Source organism: Halocalculus aciditolerans (assembly GCF_014647475.1).
GTDB classification, from domain to species: domain Archaea; phylum Halobacteriota; class Halobacteria; order Halobacteriales; family Halobacteriaceae; genus Halocalculus; species Halocalculus aciditolerans.
Window position 1 is genome coordinate 430375 of sequence record NZ_BMPG01000001.1, and the last position, 19491, is coordinate 449865.

At 67.7% G+C, this 19491-nt stretch carries 21 protein-coding genes and 1 tRNA gene; 13 read left to right on the forward strand and 9 right to left on the reverse strand.

What is annotated here, in order from left to right:
- Positions 1–69 precede the first annotated feature (69 nt).
- From IEY26_RS02100 to IEY26_RS02115, 4 genes are all read left to right on the forward strand, one after another.
- Positions 70–1065 carry a radical SAM protein gene (locus IEY26_RS02100; RefSeq protein WP_188975354.1) on the forward strand — a complete coding sequence of 332 codons (996 nt, stop codon included), beginning with the start codon at positions 70–72 and terminating at the stop codon, positions 1063–1065.
- 576 nt (positions 1066–1641) lie between these two features.
- Positions 1642–2121, forward strand: a complete 480-nt coding sequence (locus IEY26_RS02105; protein ID WP_188975356.1) for a TRAM domain-containing protein — start codon at positions 1642–1644, stop codon at positions 2119–2121.
- A 32-nt stretch (positions 2122–2153) separates the two neighbouring features.
- Positions 2154–2621 (forward strand): Tfx family DNA-binding protein, encoded by a 468-nt coding sequence (locus IEY26_RS02110; RefSeq protein ID WP_188975358.1) that lies wholly within the window; start codon positions 2154–2156, stop codon positions 2619–2621.
- Positions 2622–2651: 30 nt separating this feature from the next.
- The gene (locus IEY26_RS02115) at positions 2652–3437 is read left to right on the forward strand and encodes an SDR family oxidoreductase (RefSeq protein WP_188975360.1); all 786 of its coding nucleotides are present in this window, start codon (positions 2652–2654) and stop codon (positions 3435–3437) included.
- A gap of 9 nt (positions 3438–3446) precedes the next feature.
- Here the strand turns inward: IEY26_RS02115 and IEY26_RS02120 are convergent, their stop codons facing one another.
- Entirely contained in the window at positions 3447–4439 is a 993-nt protein-coding gene (locus tag IEY26_RS02120; RefSeq protein WP_188975362.1) for a mannose-1-phosphate guanylyltransferase, read from the reverse strand.
- 463 nt (positions 4440–4902) lie between these two features.
- Here IEY26_RS02120 and IEY26_RS02125 point away from each other — a divergent pair, with 463 nt between their 5' ends.
- Genes IEY26_RS02125 through IEY26_RS02135 form a run of 3 tightly spaced genes read left to right on the forward strand, consistent with a single transcriptional unit; the run spans position 4903 to position 6937 of the window.
- Complete coding sequence (locus IEY26_RS02125; RefSeq protein ID WP_188975364.1) at positions 4903–5832, forward strand: replication factor A; 930 nt, start codon at positions 4903–4905, stop codon at positions 5830–5832.
- On the forward strand, positions 5833–6444 hold the full coding sequence (locus tag IEY26_RS02130; protein WP_188975367.1) for an RPA family protein: 612 nt from the start codon (positions 5833–5835) through the stop codon (positions 6442–6444).
- 49 nt (positions 6445–6493) lie between these two features.
- Positions 6494–6937, forward strand: coding sequence for a CopG family transcriptional regulator (locus IEY26_RS02135; RefSeq protein WP_188975369.1), 444 nt, complete (start codon positions 6494–6496; stop codon positions 6935–6937).
- Between the two features lie 29 nt (positions 6938–6966).
- Here the strand turns inward: IEY26_RS02135 and IEY26_RS02140 are convergent, their stop codons facing one another.
- Complete coding sequence (locus IEY26_RS02140; protein WP_188975371.1) at positions 6967–7419, reverse strand: DUF5814 domain-containing protein; 453 nt, start codon at positions 7417–7419, stop codon at positions 6967–6969.
- Between the two features lie 112 nt (positions 7420–7531).
- Between IEY26_RS02140 and IEY26_RS02145 the strand changes: the two genes are divergently transcribed.
- Positions 7532–7604 (forward strand) — tRNA-His (locus IEY26_RS02145).
- 298 nt (positions 7605–7902) lie between these two features.
- Here IEY26_RS02145 and solA read toward each other — a convergent pair.
- Together solA and IEY26_RS02155 are read right to left on the reverse strand one after the other, a co-directional pair.
- Positions 7903–9027: an N-methyl-L-tryptophan oxidase gene (gene solA, locus IEY26_RS02150; protein ID WP_188975373.1), complete on the reverse strand. Its 1125-nt coding sequence runs from the start codon at positions 9025–9027 to the stop codon at positions 7903–7905.
- A gap of 48 nt (positions 9028–9075) precedes the next feature.
- On the reverse strand, positions 9076–10242 hold the full coding sequence (locus tag IEY26_RS02155) for a CBS domain-containing protein (RefSeq protein ID WP_188975375.1): 1167 nt from the start codon (positions 10240–10242) through the stop codon (positions 9076–9078).
- A gap of 108 nt (positions 10243–10350) precedes the next feature.
- Between IEY26_RS02155 and IEY26_RS02160 the strand changes: the two genes are divergently transcribed.
- Positions 10351–10725, forward strand: coding sequence for a cupin domain-containing protein (locus IEY26_RS02160; protein WP_188975377.1), 375 nt, complete (start codon positions 10351–10353; stop codon positions 10723–10725).
- A gap of 35 nt (positions 10726–10760) precedes the next feature.
- Here IEY26_RS02160 and IEY26_RS02165 read toward each other — a convergent pair whose 3' ends face one another.
- On the reverse strand, positions 10761–11102 hold the full coding sequence (locus IEY26_RS02165; RefSeq protein ID WP_188975379.1) for a hypothetical protein: 342 nt from the start codon (positions 11100–11102) through the stop codon (positions 10761–10763).
- A 271-nt stretch (positions 11103–11373) separates the two neighbouring features.
- Complete coding sequence (locus tag IEY26_RS02170) at positions 11374–11688, reverse strand: hypothetical protein (RefSeq protein WP_188975380.1); 315 nt, start codon at positions 11686–11688, stop codon at positions 11374–11376.
- A gap of 491 nt (positions 11689–12179) precedes the next feature.
- On the opposite strand from IEY26_RS02170, the gene IEY26_RS02175 reads away from it, so the two are divergent.
- Positions 12180–12770: a uracil-DNA glycosylase gene (locus IEY26_RS02175; RefSeq protein WP_188975382.1), complete on the forward strand. Its 591-nt coding sequence runs from the start codon at positions 12180–12182 to the stop codon at positions 12768–12770.
- Positions 12771–12786: 16 nt separating this feature from the next.
- Here IEY26_RS02175 and IEY26_RS02180 read toward each other — a convergent pair whose 3' ends face one another.
- From IEY26_RS02180 to IEY26_RS02190, 3 genes are all read right to left on the reverse strand, one after another.
- A complete protein-coding gene (locus IEY26_RS02180) occupies positions 12787–13806 on the reverse strand; it encodes a PhnE/PtxC family ABC transporter permease (RefSeq protein ID WP_188975384.1) in 1020 nt (339 codons plus the stop codon).
- Entirely contained in the window at positions 13807–14565 is a 759-nt protein-coding gene (phnC, locus tag IEY26_RS02185; RefSeq protein ID WP_188975386.1) for a phosphonate ABC transporter ATP-binding protein, read from the reverse strand.
- 84 nt (positions 14566–14649) lie between these two features.
- The gene (locus IEY26_RS02190) at positions 14650–15579 is read right to left on the reverse strand and encodes a substrate-binding domain-containing protein (RefSeq protein ID WP_188975388.1); all 930 of its coding nucleotides are present in this window, start codon (positions 15577–15579) and stop codon (positions 14650–14652) included.
- Between the two features lie 159 nt (positions 15580–15738).
- Here IEY26_RS02190 and hisH point away from each other — a divergent pair, with 159 nt between their 5' ends.
- The 3 genes from hisH to IEY26_RS02205 all read left to right on the forward strand — a co-directional run bounded on the left by hisH (position 15739) and on the right by IEY26_RS02205 (position 19474).
- Positions 15739–16434: an imidazole glycerol phosphate synthase subunit HisH gene (gene hisH, locus IEY26_RS02195; protein ID WP_188975390.1), complete on the forward strand. Its 696-nt coding sequence runs from the start codon at positions 15739–15741 to the stop codon at positions 16432–16434.
- A gap of 179 nt (positions 16435–16613) precedes the next feature.
- Positions 16614–17519, forward strand: a complete 906-nt coding sequence (locus IEY26_RS02200; RefSeq protein WP_188975392.1) for an MBL fold metallo-hydrolase — start codon at positions 16614–16616, stop codon at positions 17517–17519.
- On the forward strand, positions 17516–19474 hold the full coding sequence (locus IEY26_RS02205; protein WP_188975394.1) for an AMP-dependent synthetase/ligase: 1959 nt from the start codon (positions 17516–17518) through the stop codon (positions 19472–19474). The genes IEY26_RS02200 and IEY26_RS02205 overlap by 4 nt, the downstream gene beginning before the upstream one ends.
- Positions 19475–19491 lie beyond the last annotated feature (17 nt).

The window sequence follows — 19491 nt, forward strand, 5'->3', positions numbered from 1 at the left end:
CGAGCCCGCGTCCTGTGAGCCGTCAAACCACGTTGTTTTTGCGTCCACGACCGGTAACGGGAGTAGAGAATGATTAGTAAGGGCTGCGAGCAGTGCGCGAAGGGGGGGAAGATGGTCCTCTTCGTCTACGGCTACTGCGACCAGCGCGACTGTTTCTACTGTCCGCTGGGCGAGAACCGAAAGAACGTCCAGCAGGTCTACGCGAACGAGCGACCCGTCGAATCCGACGAAGACGTCGTCGCCGAGGCCAAATCCATGGACGCCCTCGGGACCTCCATCACCGGCGGCGAACCCCAGGAAGTCCTCGAGCGAACCTGCCGGTACCTCCGCCTGCTCAAAGACGAGTTCGGCGAAGACCACCACACCCACCTCTACACCGGCATCACGGGCGGCCGCGAGAACATGCGCCGCCTCAGCGAAGCCGGTCTCGACGAGATCCGCTTCCACCCGCCCTACGAGCAGTGGGGCGACCTCCACGGGACCGAGTGGGAGGACATCCTCTACATCGCCCGCGAGGAAGGCCTCACGCCCGCCTTCGAGATTCCCGGTATCCGCGCTGAGGAGGAGTTCCTCGACTTCCTCGACGAGGGCGCGGCCGACTTCTGCAACGTCAACGAGTTCGAGATGAGCGACGGGAACTACCGCCGCATGCAGGAGGCAGGCTACGAGCTCCAGGACGGCCACATGTCCGCCGTCGACGGCTCCAAGGACGCCATCCTCGACGAGATGGCGCAACACGAGAAAGTCTACTTCTGCACGAGCGTCTTCAAGGACGCCGCCCAGCACCGCAACCGCCTCAAACGCATGGCGCAGAACATCTCCCGCGACTTCGACGAGATCACCGACGACGGCACCATCGTCTACGGGAAAACCCAGACCACCCGCGAGCGCTTCGCCGAACTCGGCGTCCCCGACGAGTTCTACACCGAGAAGACCAACCACATCGAGGTCGCCTGGTGGCTCCTCGAAGAGATGGTCGAAGACGGCGACCTCGACGACGGCGAAATCGTCGAACAGTACCCGACCTACGACGGCCAAGTCGTCGAGCGAACCCCGCTGGCCTAGCAAGCCCTACGCGGTCGCCTTCGGCGACCGCGTACCTGGCTGGAAGGCGCTTCGCGCCTTCCTGCATCCAGCGGGACCTTCGGTCCCGCCACGACCTTGCAGATTCCCACCCCCGCCGCGGTCGGAGCGAGCTCCTCCCTGCTCGCGTTCGCTCTCGCTCACGCGAGCGTCGGCTCACGCAGACGGGCCGCTCCGCGGCCCGCGTCATCACGCGTTGAACTGCTCACAACTGCCCAGCGACCGCGCTACATCCCGCGCAACCGCGACCGCTCCGCCACCGCAAGTTCTCCCTCCATCTGCTGTAGCTCGCTCACTCTCCATCCGCTGGTAGCTCGTTGGACACGTTGCCCGGCGCGCGCGGCGCGGCGGCTGTACGGCCCGGTGCGGGGCGGCGGCGGTTGCGGCGGCTGCGTGTTGCATCGCCGCGCTTCGCGCGGCGTTCCCCGCGAGCGCGACGGCGCTCGCGGAGCCTTTTTGGTCCAGATTTTTGCGCCGAGCGGTGCGCCTCCGGCGTACCCGAGGCGTAAAAAGGTGGGTCGGAAGCGTTTAGGCGCGTGCCCCGCTATTTCGGCCTATATGCCGGAGTGCCCGATTGCGGACGAATGCCCGAGTTTCGAGGAGCAAATCGAGGGGATGGGGTGTCAGCATTACGGTGACCGCGGCGGGATGGAGTGGTGTCAGCATTACAACGTGCCGATCGAGGAGCTGAAGACGGCACCCGTCGTGCCGGGTGAGGAAGTGGTGGTGACGGTGACGGATATGCACGAGTCGGGCGCTGGTGTCGGGCACCACGCGGATTCGGGGTTCGTCGTGATGGTGGACGGCGTGCTGCCGGAGGTTCGGGTTCGCGCGAAGATCACGTCGGTGAAGTCGAACTACGCGCGGGCGGACCTCTTGGAGAAGCTCCCGGAGGAGGAATCCGACGACGAGGAGGACGCGGACGACGCGGTTTCGGGCGAGGAGTCCGGCGAGGACGAGGGTGAGTCGTCGTCGGATTCGCGCCGCGGGCCGAAGCGCGAGCGGCTGGGGAGTCGGGAGAACTTCTGGGGTAACTAACGCTTTTCTCGGGCGGGCGCGTACGTTCGGGCATGAGCGACCTTCCCGACCCGGCGGTGTTGCTCGACCGGGTGGGGTTCGACGCGTCGGCGAGCGTGTTGACGCGGCGGCAGGCGGAAGTACTGGTTCTGCGGGAACGCGGTGCGTCCCAGGCGGCAATCGCGTCTCGGCTGGGGACGTCGCGGGCGAACGTGTCGAAGGTGGAGTCGGCGGCGCGCGCGAACGTGGAGAAAGCGCGGGAGACGGTGGCGTTCGCGAACGCGGTCGGCGCACCGGTTCGCGTGGACGTCGAGCCGGGCGCGGACGTGTTCGGCGTGCCGGAGCGCGTGTACGAGGCGTGCGACGACGCGGGCGTGAAGGTGGCGCGGGCGGCACCGGAGCTGGTGGCGGCGATCCGGGACGCGGGGAGCGAGGTCGTCGTGGACCGGGAGGTGGTGCGGCCGGTGACGGTGGCGGTGTCGGCTGACGGGGCGGTCGAGGTGCGCGTCGGCCCCGTGTAGTTTTTCTCGCTGGCGGTCGCGGTATCGGGCATGGAGTTAGCGTTCGACGGCGAGACGGCACTGGTGACGGCGGCGAGCAGCGGCCTCGGGAAGGCGAGCGCGGCGAGTCTGGCGCGCGAGGGCGCGGACGTCGTCATCTGTAGTCGGAGCGAGGAGAAACTGGAGGCGGCGGCGGTCGAGATCCGCGCGGACGCGGCCGGGGAGGTCGTGCCGGTGGTCGCGGACATCACGGACCCGGACGACGTCGCGGCGGTCGTGGAGACGACGGTGGAGTCCTTCGGCGGGCTGGACCACGTGGTGACGTCGGCGGGCGGGCCGCCGTCGGGGCCGTTCGACGACACGCCGGAGCGCGCGTGGTACGAGGCGTACGACCTGCTCGTGATGAGCGTGGTGTGGACGGTGCGGGCGGCGCGCCCGCATCTCGTGGAGAGCGACACGGGGACGGTGACGTGCATCACGTCGAAGAGCGTGAAGGAGCCGGTGGACGGGCTCGTCCTCTCGAACGCGGTGCGTCGGGGGGTCGTCGGCCTCGTGAAGACGCTGTCGCGGGAGTGGGCACCGGACGTCCGCGTGAACACCGTGCTGCCGGGGACGCACGAGACGCCGCGCGTCACGGAGTTGGTCGAACAGGGCGTCGAGCGCGGCGAGTACTCGACGTACGACGAGGGCATCTCGGACTGGGCGGACACGATTCCGATGGGTGGTCTCGGCGACCCCAGCGCGTTCGGCGACGTCGTGGCGTTCGTGGCGAGCGAGCGCGCGTCCTTCGTGAACGGCGCGAGCATCCCCGTGGACGGCGGGGAGACGCGGAGCTAGCGGGTCGAGTCAGAAGGCGTCTTCTCCCCTGAGTTCGGCGACGACCTCCCTGACGCGGTCGGCGTCTTCCTTCGGGAGGACGAGCACGCGGTCGTCGTAGGCGGCGACGACGAGGTCCTCGACGCCGACGAGCGAGACGTGTTTGTCGTCGCTCGCCACGACGTTCCCCGCGGCGTCGATGCCGAGCGCGTCGCCGAGCACGGCGTTTCCGTCCTCGGCGTCGAGCACGCGTTCGAGGGCGTCCCACGTGCCGAGGTCGTCCCAGCCGAACTCGGCGGGGACGCAGGCGACGCGGTCGGCGCGCTCCATGACGGCGTAGTCGACGCTCACCGACTCGACCGCGCGGAACCCTGCTTCTTCGTCCCCGCGGTCGAGCGCGTCGACGAGCGGTTCGAGCGGCGTCCCCGTCGACTCCGCGACGAACGCGTCGGGCGTCCACGCGAAGATGCCGGCGTTCCAGAGGCAGCCCGCGTCGACGAGGTCCCGGGCGCGCTCCGCGTCGGGTTTCTCCCGGAACGACGCGACCTCGGCGTAGCCGTCGCGTTCCGCGCCGAGTTCGAGGTAGCCGTAGCCGGTCGCGGGGCGGTCCGGCTCGACGCCGACGGTGACGAGCGCGTCCGTCTCGGCGGCGACCTCGCAGGCTCGTTCGGCGGTGCTCGCGAAGTCGCCGTCGACGTGGTGGTCGCTCGGCGTCGCGAACACGACGCAGTCGCCGTGTTTCTCGCGGACGCGGTGGGTCGCGTAGGCGAGCGCAGGCCCGGTGTCTTTTCCTCCGGGTTCGACGAGGACGGTCGCTTCCGGGACGATGTCGCGCGCCTCGGTGGCGTACGCGTCGCGGGTGACGACGTAGACGTGGTCGGCGAAGGCGACGCGGTCGGCGGTGCGGCGGAGGAGCGAGTCGTCGCCGTCGAGCGCGAGGAACTGCTTCGGGCGGTCCGAGCGACTCGCCGGGTAGAGGCGCGTCCCGGTCCCGCCGGCGAGGAGGACGGCAGCGGTTTCCATACCTCCTTCTCCGCGCGCCACGCCGGATAACGGTTACCGCTTTCCGCCGACGTTGCACTCACCGAAGCCGGTGAACCCCGCTCCGCCGTGCTCTCGGCCGTGTCGCTCGCGTTCCTCCCCGCGCCGGAGCCCCTCGTCGCGTTCGTGGTCGCGGCGCTCGCGGTCATCCTCGCGCCCGGCCCGGACACGGTCTTCGCTCGCGCAGGGCGCGGGCGGGAGTCGGAACGCCGGCCTCCGCGCCGCGCTCGGCGTCGCCGTCGTCTGCCTCGGCGTCGCCGTCGCCCCCCACTGACGGGCACCGCGAGAAATTCGGGTGACGGCGACGACCAGGCGTTCCAGAGACGGTTCAGGACGCCCGAAAACGCCGTCTTCACTTTCACTACGCCATCCGACCCTTTATCAGTGATGACGCCCAAGCTCCGGTTGTCTCCCACAGGAAACACACGCGGAGACAGACACAACCATGAGCGACATAGAGTCTACCGCTCGACGGATTCACGAGCAGTTCTCCGACCACCTCGACATCACGGAAGACGACGTCCGGGAGCGCCTGGAGCGTCTCGTCACGGACTACAAGGTCCCGATGGACGAAGCGCGCCGCAGCGTCGAGAACCACTACCTCGACGAAGCCGGCCTGGAGCGCGACGAGATCGGCCAGGGCGGCAACGACACCGTTCAGGTCGAGGACGTCGACGAACCCGAGCAGTGGGTCGACCTGACGGCGAAAGTCGTCGAACTCTGGGAGCCGCGCAGCGACAGCGTGGCCCAGGTCGGCCTCCTCGGCGACCCGACCGGAACCATCAAGTTCACGAAGTGGGCGAAATCCGACCTCGAAACCATCGAGGAGGGGAAGACGTACCGCTTCGGGAACGTCGTCACCGACGAGTACCAGGGCCGGTACTCGGTCAAACTCAACCGCACGACCACCATCACGGAGGTCGACGAGGAGTTCGAAGTCGGCGACAACGAGACGGACGTCGAGGGCGCGCTCGTGGACATGCAGTCCGGGAGCGGGCTCATCAAGCGGTGTCCGGAGGAGGACTGCACCCGCGTGTTGCAGAACGGCCGCTGTAGCGAGCACGGCGAAGTGGAGGGCGAGTTCGACCTCCGCATCAAGGGCGTGCTCGACGACGGCCGCGAGGTCCACGAGGTCATCTTCGACGAAGAGGCCACCGAGGACCTCACGGGAATCACCCTGGATGAAGCCCAGCAGATGGCGATGGACGCGCTCGACACGACCGTCGTCGCGGACGAGATGGCGGCGAAGATCCTCGGGAAGTACTATCGCGTGACGGGGCCGACGTTCGGCCGGTACGTCCTCGCGAACGAGACGGTGGAACTGGACGGTCCGAGCGACGCTGAAGCGGTCCTCATCCGCGCGAGGTCGATCTAAATGAGTTCCAATAACGCCCCCATGCGCGAAGTCGCCCGGCGCGTCTTCGCCACCGAGTTCAACGACGCGACGTTCACGTTCAAGGAGTCCGACGACGAGCGCGCGCCGCTCTACAGCCTCCTCCCGACCGGCGAGCAGGCGAACCGCGTGTTCATCGTCGGCACGCTCACCGAGACGGAAGACGTCGGCGAGGAGTCCGAGTACTGGCGCGGCCGCGTCGTCGACCCGACCGGGACGTTCTTCGTCTACGCCGGCCAGTACCAGCCGGAAGCCGCGTCGGCGCTCCGCGACCTCGACGCGCCCACGTACGTGGCCATCGTCGGGAAACCGCGGACGTACGAGACCGACGACGGCACCGTCAACGTCTCCGTCCGCCCCGAGTCCATCACGGAGGTCTCCGAGGCGACGCGGGACCGCTGGGTCGTCGAAACCGCCGAACGCACCCTCGACCGCATCGAAGCCTTCGACGAGGAAGGCAACGAGTACGCCGCTCGCGCTCGCGAGGAGTACGGCGAGAACCTCGCGCCCTACCGCGACGCCGTCGTGCAGGCGCTCGAAGGCATCGAAGGCGAGGGCGACGCGGACGCGGTCACCAGCGAACCGACCGCGTGAGCGTCTGACTAACGCTTAAGTCCCGGCGGTTGCTACCGCTAGACAACCGATGGGGAACAAGAACAAGACCATCTCCTTCCGCGTGGGCGAGGAGGCGTTCGAGGACCTCCGCGACATCGCGGAGGAACGCGACCTCTCGCTCTCCGCGCTCTTCCGGGACTACGTGGAGTCGTTCGTCGACCACGACGGACAGGTCCGCATCGTCCCCGAGGAGGAGTTCGGCCCGGGCGACGCCGGGGACGCCGACGAGTTCCCGCCGACCGTCGAAGTCCCGAAGAGCTTCGTCCGCGAGCACGAGCGCCTCGAACTCGAAGCGAAACACCTCCGCGAGCAGCTCGAAGAGCACAAGCAGTACATCACGGCGCTCCGCGAGCAGATGGAGGCGAGCGAGAGCGTCGACGGTGTCGTGAACCTCGAAGACCTCGACGACGTCGTCCGCCTCGAAGACCTCGACCACGAGGACGACGACGCCCCGAGCTTCCAGCTGAAGTAGCCGTCGTCGTTGTAGTAGTCCCAGTTTTTCTACCGCGTGAGTTCGCGCTTCCGCGTGCTCGCGAGGTCCGCGGCGTCCGGCTGGCCGTCGACGTCGGCGAGCTCCTCGACGGCTTCGAGCGTGCGGACGGCGTCGTCGAGGAACGAGTAGATGTCGCCGGGGTAGGCGTAGAGCATGTAGTCGTCGGTCATGACGTCGACGATGGACTCGGGGTCGAGGCCTTGCGCGCGGAGGTCGAGGAGGTAGCGAATGAACTTCCGCTCGGGGTGGCCGCAGTAGGGATTCGTATCGCAGCCGCAGTCGAGGAAGTCCTTCGCGAAGTCGAGCACGCGGTCCTGCGTCGCCTCGTTGAGCTGCGAGAGGTCGCCCTGGAAGAGGACGTCGAGCGTCGCGCCGTGGAACGCGCCCTTCGGGAAGCTCGCGTCGAGCTGGCTGGCGAGCTGCCGGTGGTTCTTCACGTAGATCTTGTCCGTGACGGCCACAGTTACCGTCTCGTAGGGGCGAGCCGCGGAAAAGCGTGTCGAGCGACCCCGACACACACCGCCACCGTGTCGTAACGTATTTCAATTCGACCGGACTACTACTGAATGCGTGTCCGGGTTGGGGTAGTGGACTATCCTTCGGGCTTGTGGTGCCCGAGACGCGGGTTCAATTCTCGCACCTGGACCTTCTCTGATCCATCAGTCAGCGAGCGGCGCGTCGCGTCCGCTCGCTCCGCGTGGATTCGTGTGGTGCGGCCGAGAATTGAACTCGGGAGGTCGCGCGCAGCGTGAGCGAGCACGTCCGACCAACGTTCAATTCTCGCACCTAGACCTTCTTCGAACACGAAACGGGGAGCCGTCGCGCCGTCGGCGTTTCGTTCGTCGACGTCCTCTGAGCCGCGTTGGCTCGCGTGTCGCTCCCGCACCGACGCGCTCTCGTTCGCCCTCTCTCGGCTCCCGCCGTCTTTGACGGCGAGAGCCGCGTTAGTCGAATCGCGCTGGGTCGAATCCCGCTATCGGGTGGTCGGTGCGGCCGTCGAGTGCGAGGTCGGCGAGGATTTCGCCGACGACGCTGGTGAACTTGAAGCCGTGGCCGGAGAAGCCGGCGGCGACGGTGACGCGCTCCGCGTTGGGGAGCGCGCCGAGGACGAAGTCGCGGTCGGGCGTGTTCGTGTAGAGGCAGGTGGCGAGGCCGAGGGTTTCGCCGGCGGCGTCCGGGATGTAGTCGGTGAGCGCGTCGCGGACGTGGGCTTCGTCTTCGCGAGTGGGTTCGGCGAGGGCGTCGGGGTCGGTTTCCTCGTTTCGGTGGTGGTGGACGCCGACTTTCATGCCGGGGAGGTCGTGGCGCGGGAAGCCGTAGAGTTCGTTCCCGCCGGTTTCGACCATGAAGACGGGGAACGCGTCGGGCGTGAAGGCGGCGGGGTCGGTGGGCTGGAACCACCCCATGACCTGGCGTTCGACGGTGAGGTGGTCGGCGAGGCCGGGGCAGAGGTCGGGCGACCACGCGCCGGCGGCGACGACGAGGTGGTCGGCGGTGTACGTTCCTTTCTCGGTGTCGACGGTGACGCCGGAGTCGTCTTCGCGCCAGGCGGTGACGGCTTCGCGTCCCTTGATGGTCGCGCCGTTGGCGTGCGCGCGGTCGACGTGCGCGACGATGCTCTGCTCGGGGTCGAGGAAGCCGCCGTCGGGCTGGTAGATGGCGCGCCAGTCGTCGTCGACCGCGTAGGGGAAGCGGGCTTCGAGGCCGGCGGCGTCGAGATAGTCGTACGCCTTGCCGTGGGCGTCGAGCGCGTCGCGCGCGTCCGGGACGAGCCCCTCGTCCGGCGGGCCGACGGTCAGCGAGCCGGTCGTCGTGAGGAGGTCGCGGTCGTGGTCGGCGTCGAGGTCCCGCCAGAGCTCGTACGCGCGTTCGAGGAGGGGGACGTAGCTCTCGCCTTCGCTGTACGCGTACCGGATGATGCGCGTCGACCCGTGCGAGGACCCCTCGGCGTGCGGAATCCCGTAGCGTTCGAGGCCGAGTACGTCGACGCCGCGCTCGGCGAGGTGCGCGCAGGCCGCACTCCCCATCCCGCCGACGCCGACGACGATGACATCGTAGTCACTGGGCATAGCACGCGATTCGCGTCCGAGGAGAAAAAGATTCGTCCGCGCGAGAGTTCAGGCGTTCTTGACTCGCGCGGTCGGGGCGTCGTTCTGCCGGCCGCTCGACTGGATGATGTCGAACGCGGTCATGAGGTCGGTGCGGGAGATGAGGCCGACGAGTTCGCCGTGGTGGTTCGTGACGATGAGGCGGCCGATGCTCTCCTGCTGGATGCGTTCGAGGGCGGTCATGGCGTTCTCTTCCTTGTCGATGGTTTTCACGTCTTTCGACATGATGTCCTCGACGGTGTAGGCGTCGCGTTCGACGGGGTCGACTTCGCGGGCGTCGCCGAGCGTGACCATGCCGACGATTTCGCCGTTCTCGATGACGGGGTAGCCGGTGTGGCGCTCGCGGAACATCCGCTCGGTGAGGTCGGCGACGCTATCGCTCGGGGAGACGGTCTTTAGTTCCGTGACGGGCGTCATGATGTCGCCGACGGTGACGTCCTCGAAGACGGCGGACATCATCGTCTGCTGGGCTTCGCTCGCCGCGCCGATGTAGATGAAGAAGGCGATGCCGATGAAGATGAGGTTCCACGCGAGCAGGCCGAGGATGCCGAGGAGGACGGCGAAGCCCTTCCCGACTTCCGCGGCGATCTGGGTGGCGCGGGCGTACGGCCTGCTGCGGGCGAGGAGCGCGCGGAGGACGCGTCCGCCGTCCATCGGGAAGCCGGGGAGGAGGTTGAACGCGGCGAGCACGAGGTTCATCAGGGCGAGGTAGCCGACGACGAACTTCGCGAAGGCGACGTCGCCGGGGAGGACGAAGAGGACGGCGGCGCAGACGACGCCGATGACGATGGAGACGACGGGTCCGGCGATGGCGATCTGGAACTCCTGCTTCCAGTCTTCGGGCGTGTCGGTGAGGTTCGCGATGCCGCCGAGGATCCACAGCGTGATGGAGTCGATGGGGTAGCCGTAGTGTTGGGCGACGAGCGAGTGGCCGAGTTCGTGGAGGACGACGCCGGCGAAGAGGCCGACGGCGGCGACGACGCCGAGGAGCCACGGCGTCGTTCCGGCGGTGAGCGCGCTGGTGTCGAGCGCGACGCCGAACGCGGACTGGATGAGGTCGGCTTGCGCCGATATCTGACTCCCGATGAGGTAGGCGAACACCGGCAGGATGAGGAGGAACGTGAGGTCGAGTTTGATGGGGATGCCGAAGGCGCTCCCGATCTTGAAACTCCGCATACGCGTGGCTTGGGGTGTCTCCCGCATAAAGGCCGGTGGCCGCTTGCTCGTCTCGACACGCCGCCTCGCGGGGACAGCTTTACGCTCCCGCGACGGCGAGGAGAGCGTATGACCGACCAATCGAAACCGGTGATTCGACGCGGCGGCGAGGAGACGTACGACGCCGTCGACGCGGCGGACGGCCTCTCGAAGGCCGTGCTCGTCGGCCCCGACGACGCCCCGCACTTCGCGATGCGGCGGTTCGTCCTCGAAGCCGGCGGGAGCGCGCCGAAGCACACGAACGACGTCGAACACGAACAGTACGTCCTCGAAGGCGAGTACGTCGTCGGTATCGGCGACGAGGAGTACACCGTCTCAGCGGGCGACAGCCTCCTCATCCCCGCGGGCGTCACGCACTGGTACCGGAACGAGGGCGACGAGGACGGCGCGTTCATCTGCGTCGTCCCGAACGGCGACGACTCGATCCAAGTCGTCGAGGACTAACGCCCTCGCCGCCAGCGCTCTTCGCTGCGTACTCGTTATTCATCGTCGTCGCCTGGGACCAGCCAGACAATCAGGACGAACGCCCCGAGGACCAGCAGTATCGTCGGGGCCGTGGACGCGAGGTCGCTGTGCGCGACGTACGTCAGGTAGAACCACGCGGCGCTGGCCGCGAGGAAGCAGAAGGCGGCCGCGGGCGAACTGACGACATCGGTTCCTCGAACGTGCGCGGCGACGTGGTAGGCGGCGAGCACGGGGAGTCCGACGCCGAAGAGGAGGAGTGAAACCGGGCGGGTCCCGGGGAGGAGTTCGTGCGCAATTCCGGTCGCTAGTACGGCCCAGTGGAGGAGGGTATACGGCGTCAGCACGCGCGCCGTCATCGGCCATCTGTCGTCTCGCTGTCGTTCATCGGGTCCGTTCACCTCGTCCGACTCTCTGTGTGTTAATTCATTCGTTCTTTCATTTCCGGGTTTTTCGAGTCGTGATACCCGAATCCAGAGTCGTTACTTCTCGCGCTACCGGACCCCCGTTATGGAAGGCCTCGGCGTCCCCGGGTGTACGAAGTGTGCGGACCCCGTGGAGTCTCGGTCACGAATCGTGAACAGCGTCGGCCTGCGGACGCCGAGTAGAGAGGGTGGTGCGAGCCGGTCGTCAGTCTCGAAATCGAGCCGTGCACGCCTTCACTGTGTACGGGAGGAACCGGGCGACCAACACGACCGCCCCGAGAACGAACAGGCCGCCGGCGACGACGAACGTCCAGTCGCTGTGCGAGACGTACGTCAGGGAGACCCACGCGACGCTCGCCGCGGCGAAACAGTATCCGGAGACCGGGGACCGAACGAGGTCCGCGTTCAGACGACCGCCGAGCACGTGCACCCCCGCGAGGACAGGGAGACCGGCCCCGAAGAAGGCGAGACCGACGAGGTGGCTCTCACCGACGAGGAGGTAGACGAGACCGACTCCCATCACTATCCTGTGCAGCCAGCCGTACCACGAAGCCGTCGTATAGTCCCTGATCTGTAGATTCGTGATAATGGAATATTATACTCCTTCCGGCGCTCCTATAGCAATGAGTAATAGGACGAGAATACCAAACAGCACCGTGATAACTGATCGTGCTTCCGACTTTGTCATCGGCGTTTCTCCAACTATGCGCTCTACGTAGTGGCTTTCCATTGCCGTATCCACACCATCCTCAGAAGCATCCTCTAAAGAAGCTACTGCCATGTTGGACCCAGATTCTGTACGGCGGCAGATATCGAAACTAATTCTACATTACGGAGGTAGTCTCTGACCATTAAATAACAACCAATTGATTGTTCTGCTTGCTCTTAGTGGTCTGCCCGCTCCTAGCCCGGCAGCTGGTTTCTACGGCTGTTCGACGCACGGAAAGGAGGACAACACCGGCCGCCCGCGGATCCCGAGTCGTTAATCCCCGTGCCCCCGAAGCCGCCTGCATGGAGCATATGGAGGGGCTCGACGTCGCCGGGTGTACGAAGTGCGCAGACCTCGTGGAGTCTCGCTCGCGAATCGTGAACGGCGTCGGCCCTGAGGACGCCGAGGTGGTGTTCGTCGGGGAGGCACCGGGCGCGAACGAGGACGAGCAGGGCGAGCCGTTCGTCGGGCGCTCCGGGACGGTGCTCGACGACGCGCTCCGCGACGTCGGGCTGGCGCGTGCGGACGTCCGCATCACGAACTGCGTGCGGTGTCGGCCGCCGGAGAACCGCGACCCGACGAAGGAGGAACTCGCGAACTGCCGGCCGTACCTCGAAGCGGAACTCGAAGCCGTCGACCCCGAAGCCGTGGTGACGCTCGGGAAAGTCCCCAGCCAGCACCTGCTCGGCCGCGACGTCGCCGTGACCTCGGAGGCGGGGAGCGTGGAAACCGTCACGTTCGGCGACGCGAAACTCGACGTGCTCGTGTGCGTGCATCCGGCGGCGACGCTCTACGACCGGAGCCAAGAGGAGACGTTCGCGTCGACCATCGAGAAAGCGGCGACGATGGCGGGCACGGGCGAGAGCGGGCAGTCGACCCTCGGCGACTGGTAGGGCTGGGCTGGCGCGCTCAGGCGTCCTCGCGTGTCCCGCGGCCGAGCCACTTGTTCAGGTCGCCGAGGCTCCGGATGACGTCGAGGACGCCCTTGCCTTCGGTCTCCCCGGGGCGGAGGCGCGCGCGGATGCGGGAGGACGCGAGCTCGACGGCGACGACGATGAAGACGACCATGATGAGGCCGGCGGCGGCCTGTGCGTACGCGCTCTGCGTCCCGAAGTTGATCTTCAACTGGATGTACTGGCCGAGGCCGCCCGCGCCGACGACGCCGAGGCTGATGGCGGCGCGCGTGTTGATCTCCGCGATGTAGAGCGTCCATGCGATGAACGAGGTCGAGACCTGACTGAGCATCCCGAAGACGACGGTCTGGGCGCGGGACGCGCCCGTCGAGTTGATGGCTTCGATGGGGCCGTCTTGGATCTCCTCGAGCTCGTCCGTGAAGAGGCGGCCCATGTTCCCGATGGTGTCGACGGCGATGGCGAGGATAGCGGCTTTCGCGGAGACGCCGAGGAGCGGGATGAAGATGAGGATCCAGACGAGCGCCGGGATGGCGCGGATCGTGCTCATCGTCCCGCGGAAGACGAAGTTCCACGGGTAGGGCGTCACGCGCTCGCTCCCGAGGATGCCGAAGAAGAGCGCGAGCGGGAAGCCGAGGACGGTCCCCGTGAACCCGACGATGACGGTGGTCGCGGCGGCGGCGGTGAGCACGCTCCCGCTCGACGCCTGACTCATGACCCCCGTCACGATGCTGCCGGGGTGGAGGAGGGAGTACCAGAGTGCGCTGAAGCCGTGGATGCCGTTCTCGCCGGCGTTCTTCGTCGCGAGGGTGAAGTCGACGAAGTCCGGGCGGAGGAACGCGCCGACGAACGCCCACCACTGGTCGAACTGGCGGACGACCTCCGCGACGGTGAATCCGACGTAAGTCATGCCGAGCGCGGTGAGCACGAGCACGACGACGATGCCGACGACGGTCGCGACGCGCCGGCGGAACTGCGCGCGTTCGAGCGCGTTCCGGACGCGAGTGACGTCGTCCATCTAGGCCTCCGCGAGGTGATCGGCGGGCGATTCGCTCTCGTCGCTGTCGTAGTAGATGCGGTCGACGACGTCCATCGTGAGGTCGTCGGGGCCGCCGTCGAAGACGACCTCGCCGTCGCGCAGGCCGATGAAGCGCTCGCCGAACTCGCGGGCAATGTTCACCTGGTGGAGGCTGACGATAGACGTGAGGTCGCGTTCGTCGGCGGCGCGCTTGAGGTATCGCATCACTTCCTCGGCGGCCTTCGGGTCGAGGCTCGCGACGGGTTCGTCTGCGAGGAGGAGCGCGGGGTTCTGAGTGAGGGCGCGGGCGATGCCGACGCGCTGTTGTTGCCCGCCGGACATCGAGCCGACGCGCTGGCTCGCCTCGTCGAGGAGGCCGACGGTGTCGAGCGCCTCGAGCGCCATCTCCTTGTCCGCGTCGTCGTAGCGCGTGAGGACGCTCGAGAGGAACGACGTCCGGCTGAGCGCGCCGGTGAGCGCGTTTCGGTACGCGCTCATCGACTCGACGAGGTAGTGCATCTGGAAGACCATCGCGACGTCCGCACGCGTCCCCGTGATCGCCTCGTCGCCGATCGCTATTCCGCCCTCGGTCGGGCTGGTGAGGCCGTTGAGGATGCGGAGGAGTGTGGACTTCCCCGCGCCCGACGGGCCGAGGAGCACGACGAACTCGCCGTCGGGCACCTCGAACGTCGCGTCGTCGAGGGCCACGGTGTCCTCGCCGTAGACCTTCCGAACGTGATCCGCGGTTACTTTCGCCATCGTGAACTGTGTGGTGAGTGGTTCGGGGAACCCGTCAAATCCTTCGGTTTTCGAAGTGAAGCGTATCCGCGCTCCCGGGAGTGGTTAGCTCTTGAAGACGTCTTCGCCGTAGCCGAGTTCGTTCGCCATGTCGATCACCGGCTGGTAGGTGTCGACGCCGCGCTTTCGCACGCCGTCGAACCAGATGTCGTCCTCCGTGCCCTTCTCGCCGTCCTCGCCGTAGTACATCGAGTCGGGCGCAGTCGTGAAGGCCTCGGTGATCTTCGTCTTCTCCTCGTCGGAGAGCGTCGGGCTGACGATGAGCGGGGCGCGCGGGATGTTCTTCCGCGTGTCGAGTTCGCGGACGCCGTCGACGTACTCGCTGTCCTCGCCGCGGACGATGAAGTAGCCGACGCCGGCGGCGTCCGCCTGGTCGTTGAGGAGCGCCTGCTTCGCGCTGGCGTGACTCGACCAGTTCGGCGTGAAGTCGGCGCCCTTCTCGCTTCCCGGGGAGTCGGGAATCGAGAGGCCGGCCTGCTTTAGCATGTAGAGCGGGTAGAGGGAGCCGGACGCGGAGAGCGCGTCGGCGAGCGCGACCGTCTTCCCCTCGAGGTCGGAGAGCCGTTCGATGTCGGAGTCCTCCCGCGTGACGATGACGCTCCGGTACGTCCAGGAGCCGTAGGCGTGCCGCTGGAGGATGATGTCGGCCTTGTCCGTGTTCACGCCGAGCGCGGCGGCGAACGGCCCCGTCTCGGCGACGTCCGCGGTGCCCGAGTTCATCGCGGTGAGCGTCGCGGAGTAGTTCGCCGCGTACTTCGCGTCCACCGTGTCGACGCTGTCGATGTACGAGTTCAGCCGCTCCTTGACGGGCTGATACTGCGCCATCATCTGATCCTGCGGCTCCGTCGGAGACATGAGGAACTTGATCTTCCCGTCACCGTACGCCTGCTCGCCGAAGTTCCCGATACAACCGGCCGTGAGGCCGAGCGCACCGGCCGCGCCAGCCGACTTGAGGAAGGTACGCCGTTGGACCATTGGATTCGTCTCACAGATTCGACAGACGCCCGATAAATGTTTCTATCGTGAATAAATAGGGGTATATATTTCTATTAATACCCACGTTCCTGTCGTGGCCGTCCGGCCTCCGCCGCGTGGAGGGAAAACCACTTGCCGCCTTCCCTCAACTAAGCACGTATGAGTACGCACGCGACCCGGACGGCCGAGGACGCCGACGCGGACGCGGCCGTCGTCGTCGTCGACTACGGCCTCGGGAACCTCCGGAGCGTCGTCCGCGGCCTCGAACGCGCCGGCGCGACCGTCGCCGTCACCGACGACCCCGACGAACTCGCGACCGCCGACGGCGTCGTCCTCCCCGGCGTCGGCGCATTCTCCGAGGGGATGGAGAACGCCGGGCCCTTCCGCGACGCCATCCACGACGCCGCCGACGCCGGCACGCCCGTCTTCGGCATCTGCCTCGGCATGCAGATGCTCTTAGACGAGAGCGAGGAGTCCGACGGCGCGGGCATGGGTGACGCCTCCGGCCTCGGCCTCGTCCCCGGCCGCAACGTCCGCTTCAGCGAGGAGCAAACCGTCCCGCACATGGGCTGGAACGAACTCCGCGTCGAACGCGACCACCCGCTCGTCACCGGCGTCGACGGCGGCTCCGGTGGCTCCGTCGACGGCGAGTTCGCCTACTTCGTCCACTCCTACTACGCCGTCCCGGACGACGACGAGCACGTCGTCGCCACCACCGACTACGGCACCGAGTTCGCCAGCATCGTCGCGAACTCCGAGGGCAACGTCTTCGGCACCCAGTTCCACCCCGAGAAATCCGGCGAGACGGGCCTGACCATCCTCCGGAACTTCGTCGACATCTGCGCCCAGCCGTAGGCTCCGGGGCTCTCGCTCGACTCCGGTGAGCAGCTATCGCGGGCATCGTCACCGAATCACCGCGCTACCGCCGCTCTCCGGCGGGTTCGCGGCGATTCCGGCGGTCCGTTTCGCGGTGGCTCCGGCGGTCCGTCTCGCCGTGGCGAACGTTTTTGCGCGCGGCGCGCGCCACTCTTTGTATGGCAATCGGCGACGTCTTCGGGGTCGAATCGTTGGACGACGTGCACTACGTCGACACGGGCATGTACGACGTCGCGGAGTACGGCGCGGTCTACGTCGTGGACGCGGAGCGCCCCGCAGTCGTCGACACGGGCGTCGGGACGAACTACGAGCGCATCCTCGACGCGATCGAGGAAGTGGGGCTCGCCGTGGAGGACATCGAGGCGATTCTGGTGACGCACGTCCACCTCGACCACGCGGGCGGCGCGGGCTTCCTCGCCGCCGAGACGGGCGCGGACGTCTACGTCCACGAAATCGGCGGCCGCCACCTCGTGGACCCGAGCGCACTGGTTCAGGGGACGAAGCGCGCGGTCGGCGACCAGTGGCAGTTCTACGTCGAGCCGAAACCCGTCCCCGAGGACCAGGTCGTCGAGGTCTCGGGCGGCGACAGCGTCGACCTGGGCGACCGGACGATGGACGTCGTGCACGTCCCGGGCCACGCGCCCCACCAGGTCGCGTACCACGACCGGCGCGCGAACGCGGTGTACGTCGCGGACGCCGCGGGCATCTGGATTCCCGCGGAGGAGCGCGTGCGGGAGACGAGTCCGCCCTCCGACTTCGACCTCGAGCAGTGCCTCGACGACGTCGAGACGCTCCGCGGCCTCGACGCCGACGTGCTCTGCTACCCGCACTTCGGGCCGGTCGACGACACGAGCGTCCTCGACGACTACGAGGACGTGCTCACTGACTGGGTGGAGCGCGTCGCCGCGAAGCGCGCGGAACTCGAAGACGACGAGGCGGTCGTCGAGTACTTCGCCGAGCACAACGACGTCGAGGGCGTCTGGGACGACCTGAAGGCGCGCGAGGAGACCGCGATGAACGTCCGCGGCGTCCTCCTCTCCCTCGATAGACAGGAGGAACGATGACCGACCGACGCGCGCTCGAACGCGACGCCTACGAGGACGAACCGACGGACACGACGCTCTACGGCCTCCTCGCGAACGCCGCCGACGAGTTCCCCGACCGGCCCGCCGCCGGCATCAAGGGCGGCGTCTACGACCGCTCGCTCGACCCGCTCCCCGGCCCGGCTGACGGCGAGTACGCCGACTTCTCCTATCGCGAGTTCCACGGCGTCGTCCGCCGGCTCGCCGCCGGCTTCCGCGACCTCGGCGTCCGCCCCGGCGACCGCGTCGCCGTCTTCGCGCACACCCGCGTCGAGTGGGCGCTCTGTGACTTCGCGCTCCTCGCCGCCGGCGCGACCGTCGTCACCATCTACCCCTCCTCCTCGACGAAACAGGTCGCTCACCTCCTCTCGGACAGCGGCGCGACCGTCGCCGTCGCCGAGAACGACGCGCTCGCGGACCGCGTCGCCGACACCGACTTCGACGGGACGACCGTGACGATGGACGCCCGCCCCGCGCCCGAGCGCGACGCGGCGGACGCGGAGACCGACCCGACGGACACAGAGACCGACCCGACCGCGCCGACACCGGCGTCGGGCGTGCGGACGCTCGGCGACGTCTACGACCGCGGCGAGCGCGACCCCGACCTCCCCGGCGTCAACCCCCGCAGCGTCGCCACCATCATCTACACCTCCGGGACGACCGGCCGGCCGAAGGGCGTCGAACTCACCCACCGGAACATCGTCGCGAACGTCGCGCAGTGCCGCGCGCGGTTCGCCGCGAGCGACGAGGGCGGCGTCGACGAAACCTCGGTGCAGCTCTCCTTCCTCCCGCTCAGCCACGTCTTCGAGCGCACCGCCGGCCACTTCCTCATGTTCGCCTCCGGCGCGCACGTCTGCTACGCGGAGTCCGCGGACACCCTCCGCGAGGACTTCGGCCTCGTGAACCCGACGACGGTGACGAGCGTCCCGCGCGTCTACGAGAAACTCTACGACACCGCCCGCAAGCAAGCCACCGACTCCGACGTCCGCCAGCGCATCTTCGACTGGGCCGTCGACGTCGCCCGCGCCTACTTCTACGCCGACGCGCCCGGCCTCGCCCTCCGCGCGAAACACGCCGTCGCCGACCGCCTCGTCTACGCGAAAATCCGCGACGCCATCGGCGGGAACCTCGAGTTCGCCATCTCCGGCGGCGGCAGCCTCGACCCCGACCTCGCCGCGCTCTACCACGGCATGGGCGTCTCCATCCTCGAAGGATACGGCCTCACCGAGACCAGCCCCGTCCTCGCCGTGAACCCCATCGACGACCCCCAGGTCGGCACCGTCGGCCCCGCCGTCGTCGACACCGAACTGAAAGTCGACCCCGCCGCCGCCACCGAAGAACAACGCGTCGACGCCGACGGCGAGGCCGGCGAACTCCTCGCCCGCGGCCCCCAGGTCTTCGCCGGCTACCGCGGCCTCCCCGAGGAGACCGAACTCGCCTTTACCAGCGAGGGCTTCTTCCGCACCGGCGACGTCGTCGACATCCACCCCGACGGCTACGTCGAGTTCCTCGAACGCGCCAAACAACTCCTCAAACTCTCCACCGGCAAGATGGTGCCCCCCGGCCCCATCGAGGACGCCTTCTCCACGAGCAACCTCGTCGAACAAGCCCTCGTCATCGGCGACGGCCACAAGTTCGTCGCCGCGCTCCTCGTCCCCAGCTACGACGGCCTCCAGCGCCGCGCCGACCGCGAAGGCGTCGACCTCCCCGAAGCCCCCGCCGACGTCTGCCGCGACGACACCGTCCGCGCGTGGATCGCCGACGACGTCGACACCGTCAACGAGGACTTCGAGCGGTTCGAACGCATCAAGAAATTCACCCTCGTCCCCGAGGAGTTCACCGAAGCGAACGGCCTCCTCACCCCCACCATGAAGAAGAAACGCCGCGAGATACTCGCCAAATACGGCGACGAAATCGACGCGATATACGACGCGTAAGCCGCGCATAGACCGAA

Excerpts from the sequence above, each read along its gene's own strand:
- IEY26_RS02100 (WP_188975354.1), top strand. The coding sequence starts at position 70 with ATGATTAGTAAGGGCTGCGAGCAGTGCGCGAAGGGGGGGAAGATGGTC.
- IEY26_RS02105 (WP_188975356.1), top strand. The coding sequence starts at position 1,642 with ATGCCGGAGTGCCCGATTGCGGACGAATGCCCGAGTTTCGAGGAGCAA.
- IEY26_RS02110 (WP_188975358.1), top strand. The coding sequence starts at position 2,154 with ATGAGCGACCTTCCCGACCCGGCGGTGTTGCTCGACCGGGTGGGGTTC.
- IEY26_RS02115 (WP_188975360.1), top strand. The coding sequence starts at position 2,652 with ATGGAGTTAGCGTTCGACGGCGAGACGGCACTGGTGACGGCGGCGAGC.
- IEY26_RS02120 (WP_188975362.1), bottom strand. The coding sequence starts at position 4,439 with ATGGAAACCGCTGCCGTCCTCCTCGCCGGCGGGACCGGGACGCGCCTC.
- IEY26_RS02125 (WP_188975364.1), top strand. The coding sequence starts at position 4,903 with ATGAGCGACATAGAGTCTACCGCTCGACGGATTCACGAGCAGTTCTCC.
- IEY26_RS02130 (WP_188975367.1), top strand. The coding sequence starts at position 5,833 with ATGAGTTCCAATAACGCCCCCATGCGCGAAGTCGCCCGGCGCGTCTTC.
- IEY26_RS02135 (WP_188975369.1), top strand. The coding sequence starts at position 6,494 with ATGGGGAACAAGAACAAGACCATCTCCTTCCGCGTGGGCGAGGAGGCG.
- solA (WP_188975373.1), bottom strand. The coding sequence starts at position 9,027 with ATGCCCAGTGACTACGATGTCATCGTCGTCGGCGTCGGCGGGATGGGG.
- IEY26_RS02155 (WP_188975375.1), bottom strand. The coding sequence starts at position 10,242 with ATGCGGAGTTTCAAGATCGGGAGCGCCTTCGGCATCCCCATCAAACTC.
- IEY26_RS02160 (WP_188975377.1), top strand. The coding sequence starts at position 10,351 with ATGACCGACCAATCGAAACCGGTGATTCGACGCGGCGGCGAGGAGACG.
- IEY26_RS02165 (WP_188975379.1), bottom strand. The coding sequence starts at position 11,102 with ATGACGGCGCGCGTGCTGACGCCGTATACCCTCCTCCACTGGGCCGTA.
- IEY26_RS02170 (WP_188975380.1), bottom strand. The coding sequence starts at position 11,688 with ATGGGAGTCGGTCTCGTCTACCTCCTCGTCGGTGAGAGCCACCTCGTC.
- IEY26_RS02175 (WP_188975382.1), top strand. The coding sequence starts at position 12,180 with ATGGAGCATATGGAGGGGCTCGACGTCGCCGGGTGTACGAAGTGCGCA.
- IEY26_RS02180 (WP_188975384.1), bottom strand. The coding sequence starts at position 13,806 with ATGGACGACGTCACTCGCGTCCGGAACGCGCTCGAACGCGCGCAGTTC.
- phnC (WP_188975386.1), bottom strand. The coding sequence starts at position 14,565 with ATGGCGAAAGTAACCGCGGATCACGTTCGGAAGGTCTACGGCGAGGAC.
- IEY26_RS02190 (WP_188975388.1), bottom strand. The coding sequence starts at position 15,579 with ATGGTCCAACGGCGTACCTTCCTCAAGTCGGCTGGCGCGGCCGGTGCG.
- hisH (WP_188975390.1), top strand. The coding sequence starts at position 15,739 with ATGAGTACGCACGCGACCCGGACGGCCGAGGACGCCGACGCGGACGCG.
- IEY26_RS02200 (WP_188975392.1), top strand. The coding sequence starts at position 16,614 with ATGGCAATCGGCGACGTCTTCGGGGTCGAATCGTTGGACGACGTGCAC.
- IEY26_RS02205 (WP_188975394.1), top strand. The coding sequence starts at position 17,516 with ATGACCGACCGACGCGCGCTCGAACGCGACGCCTACGAGGACGAACCG.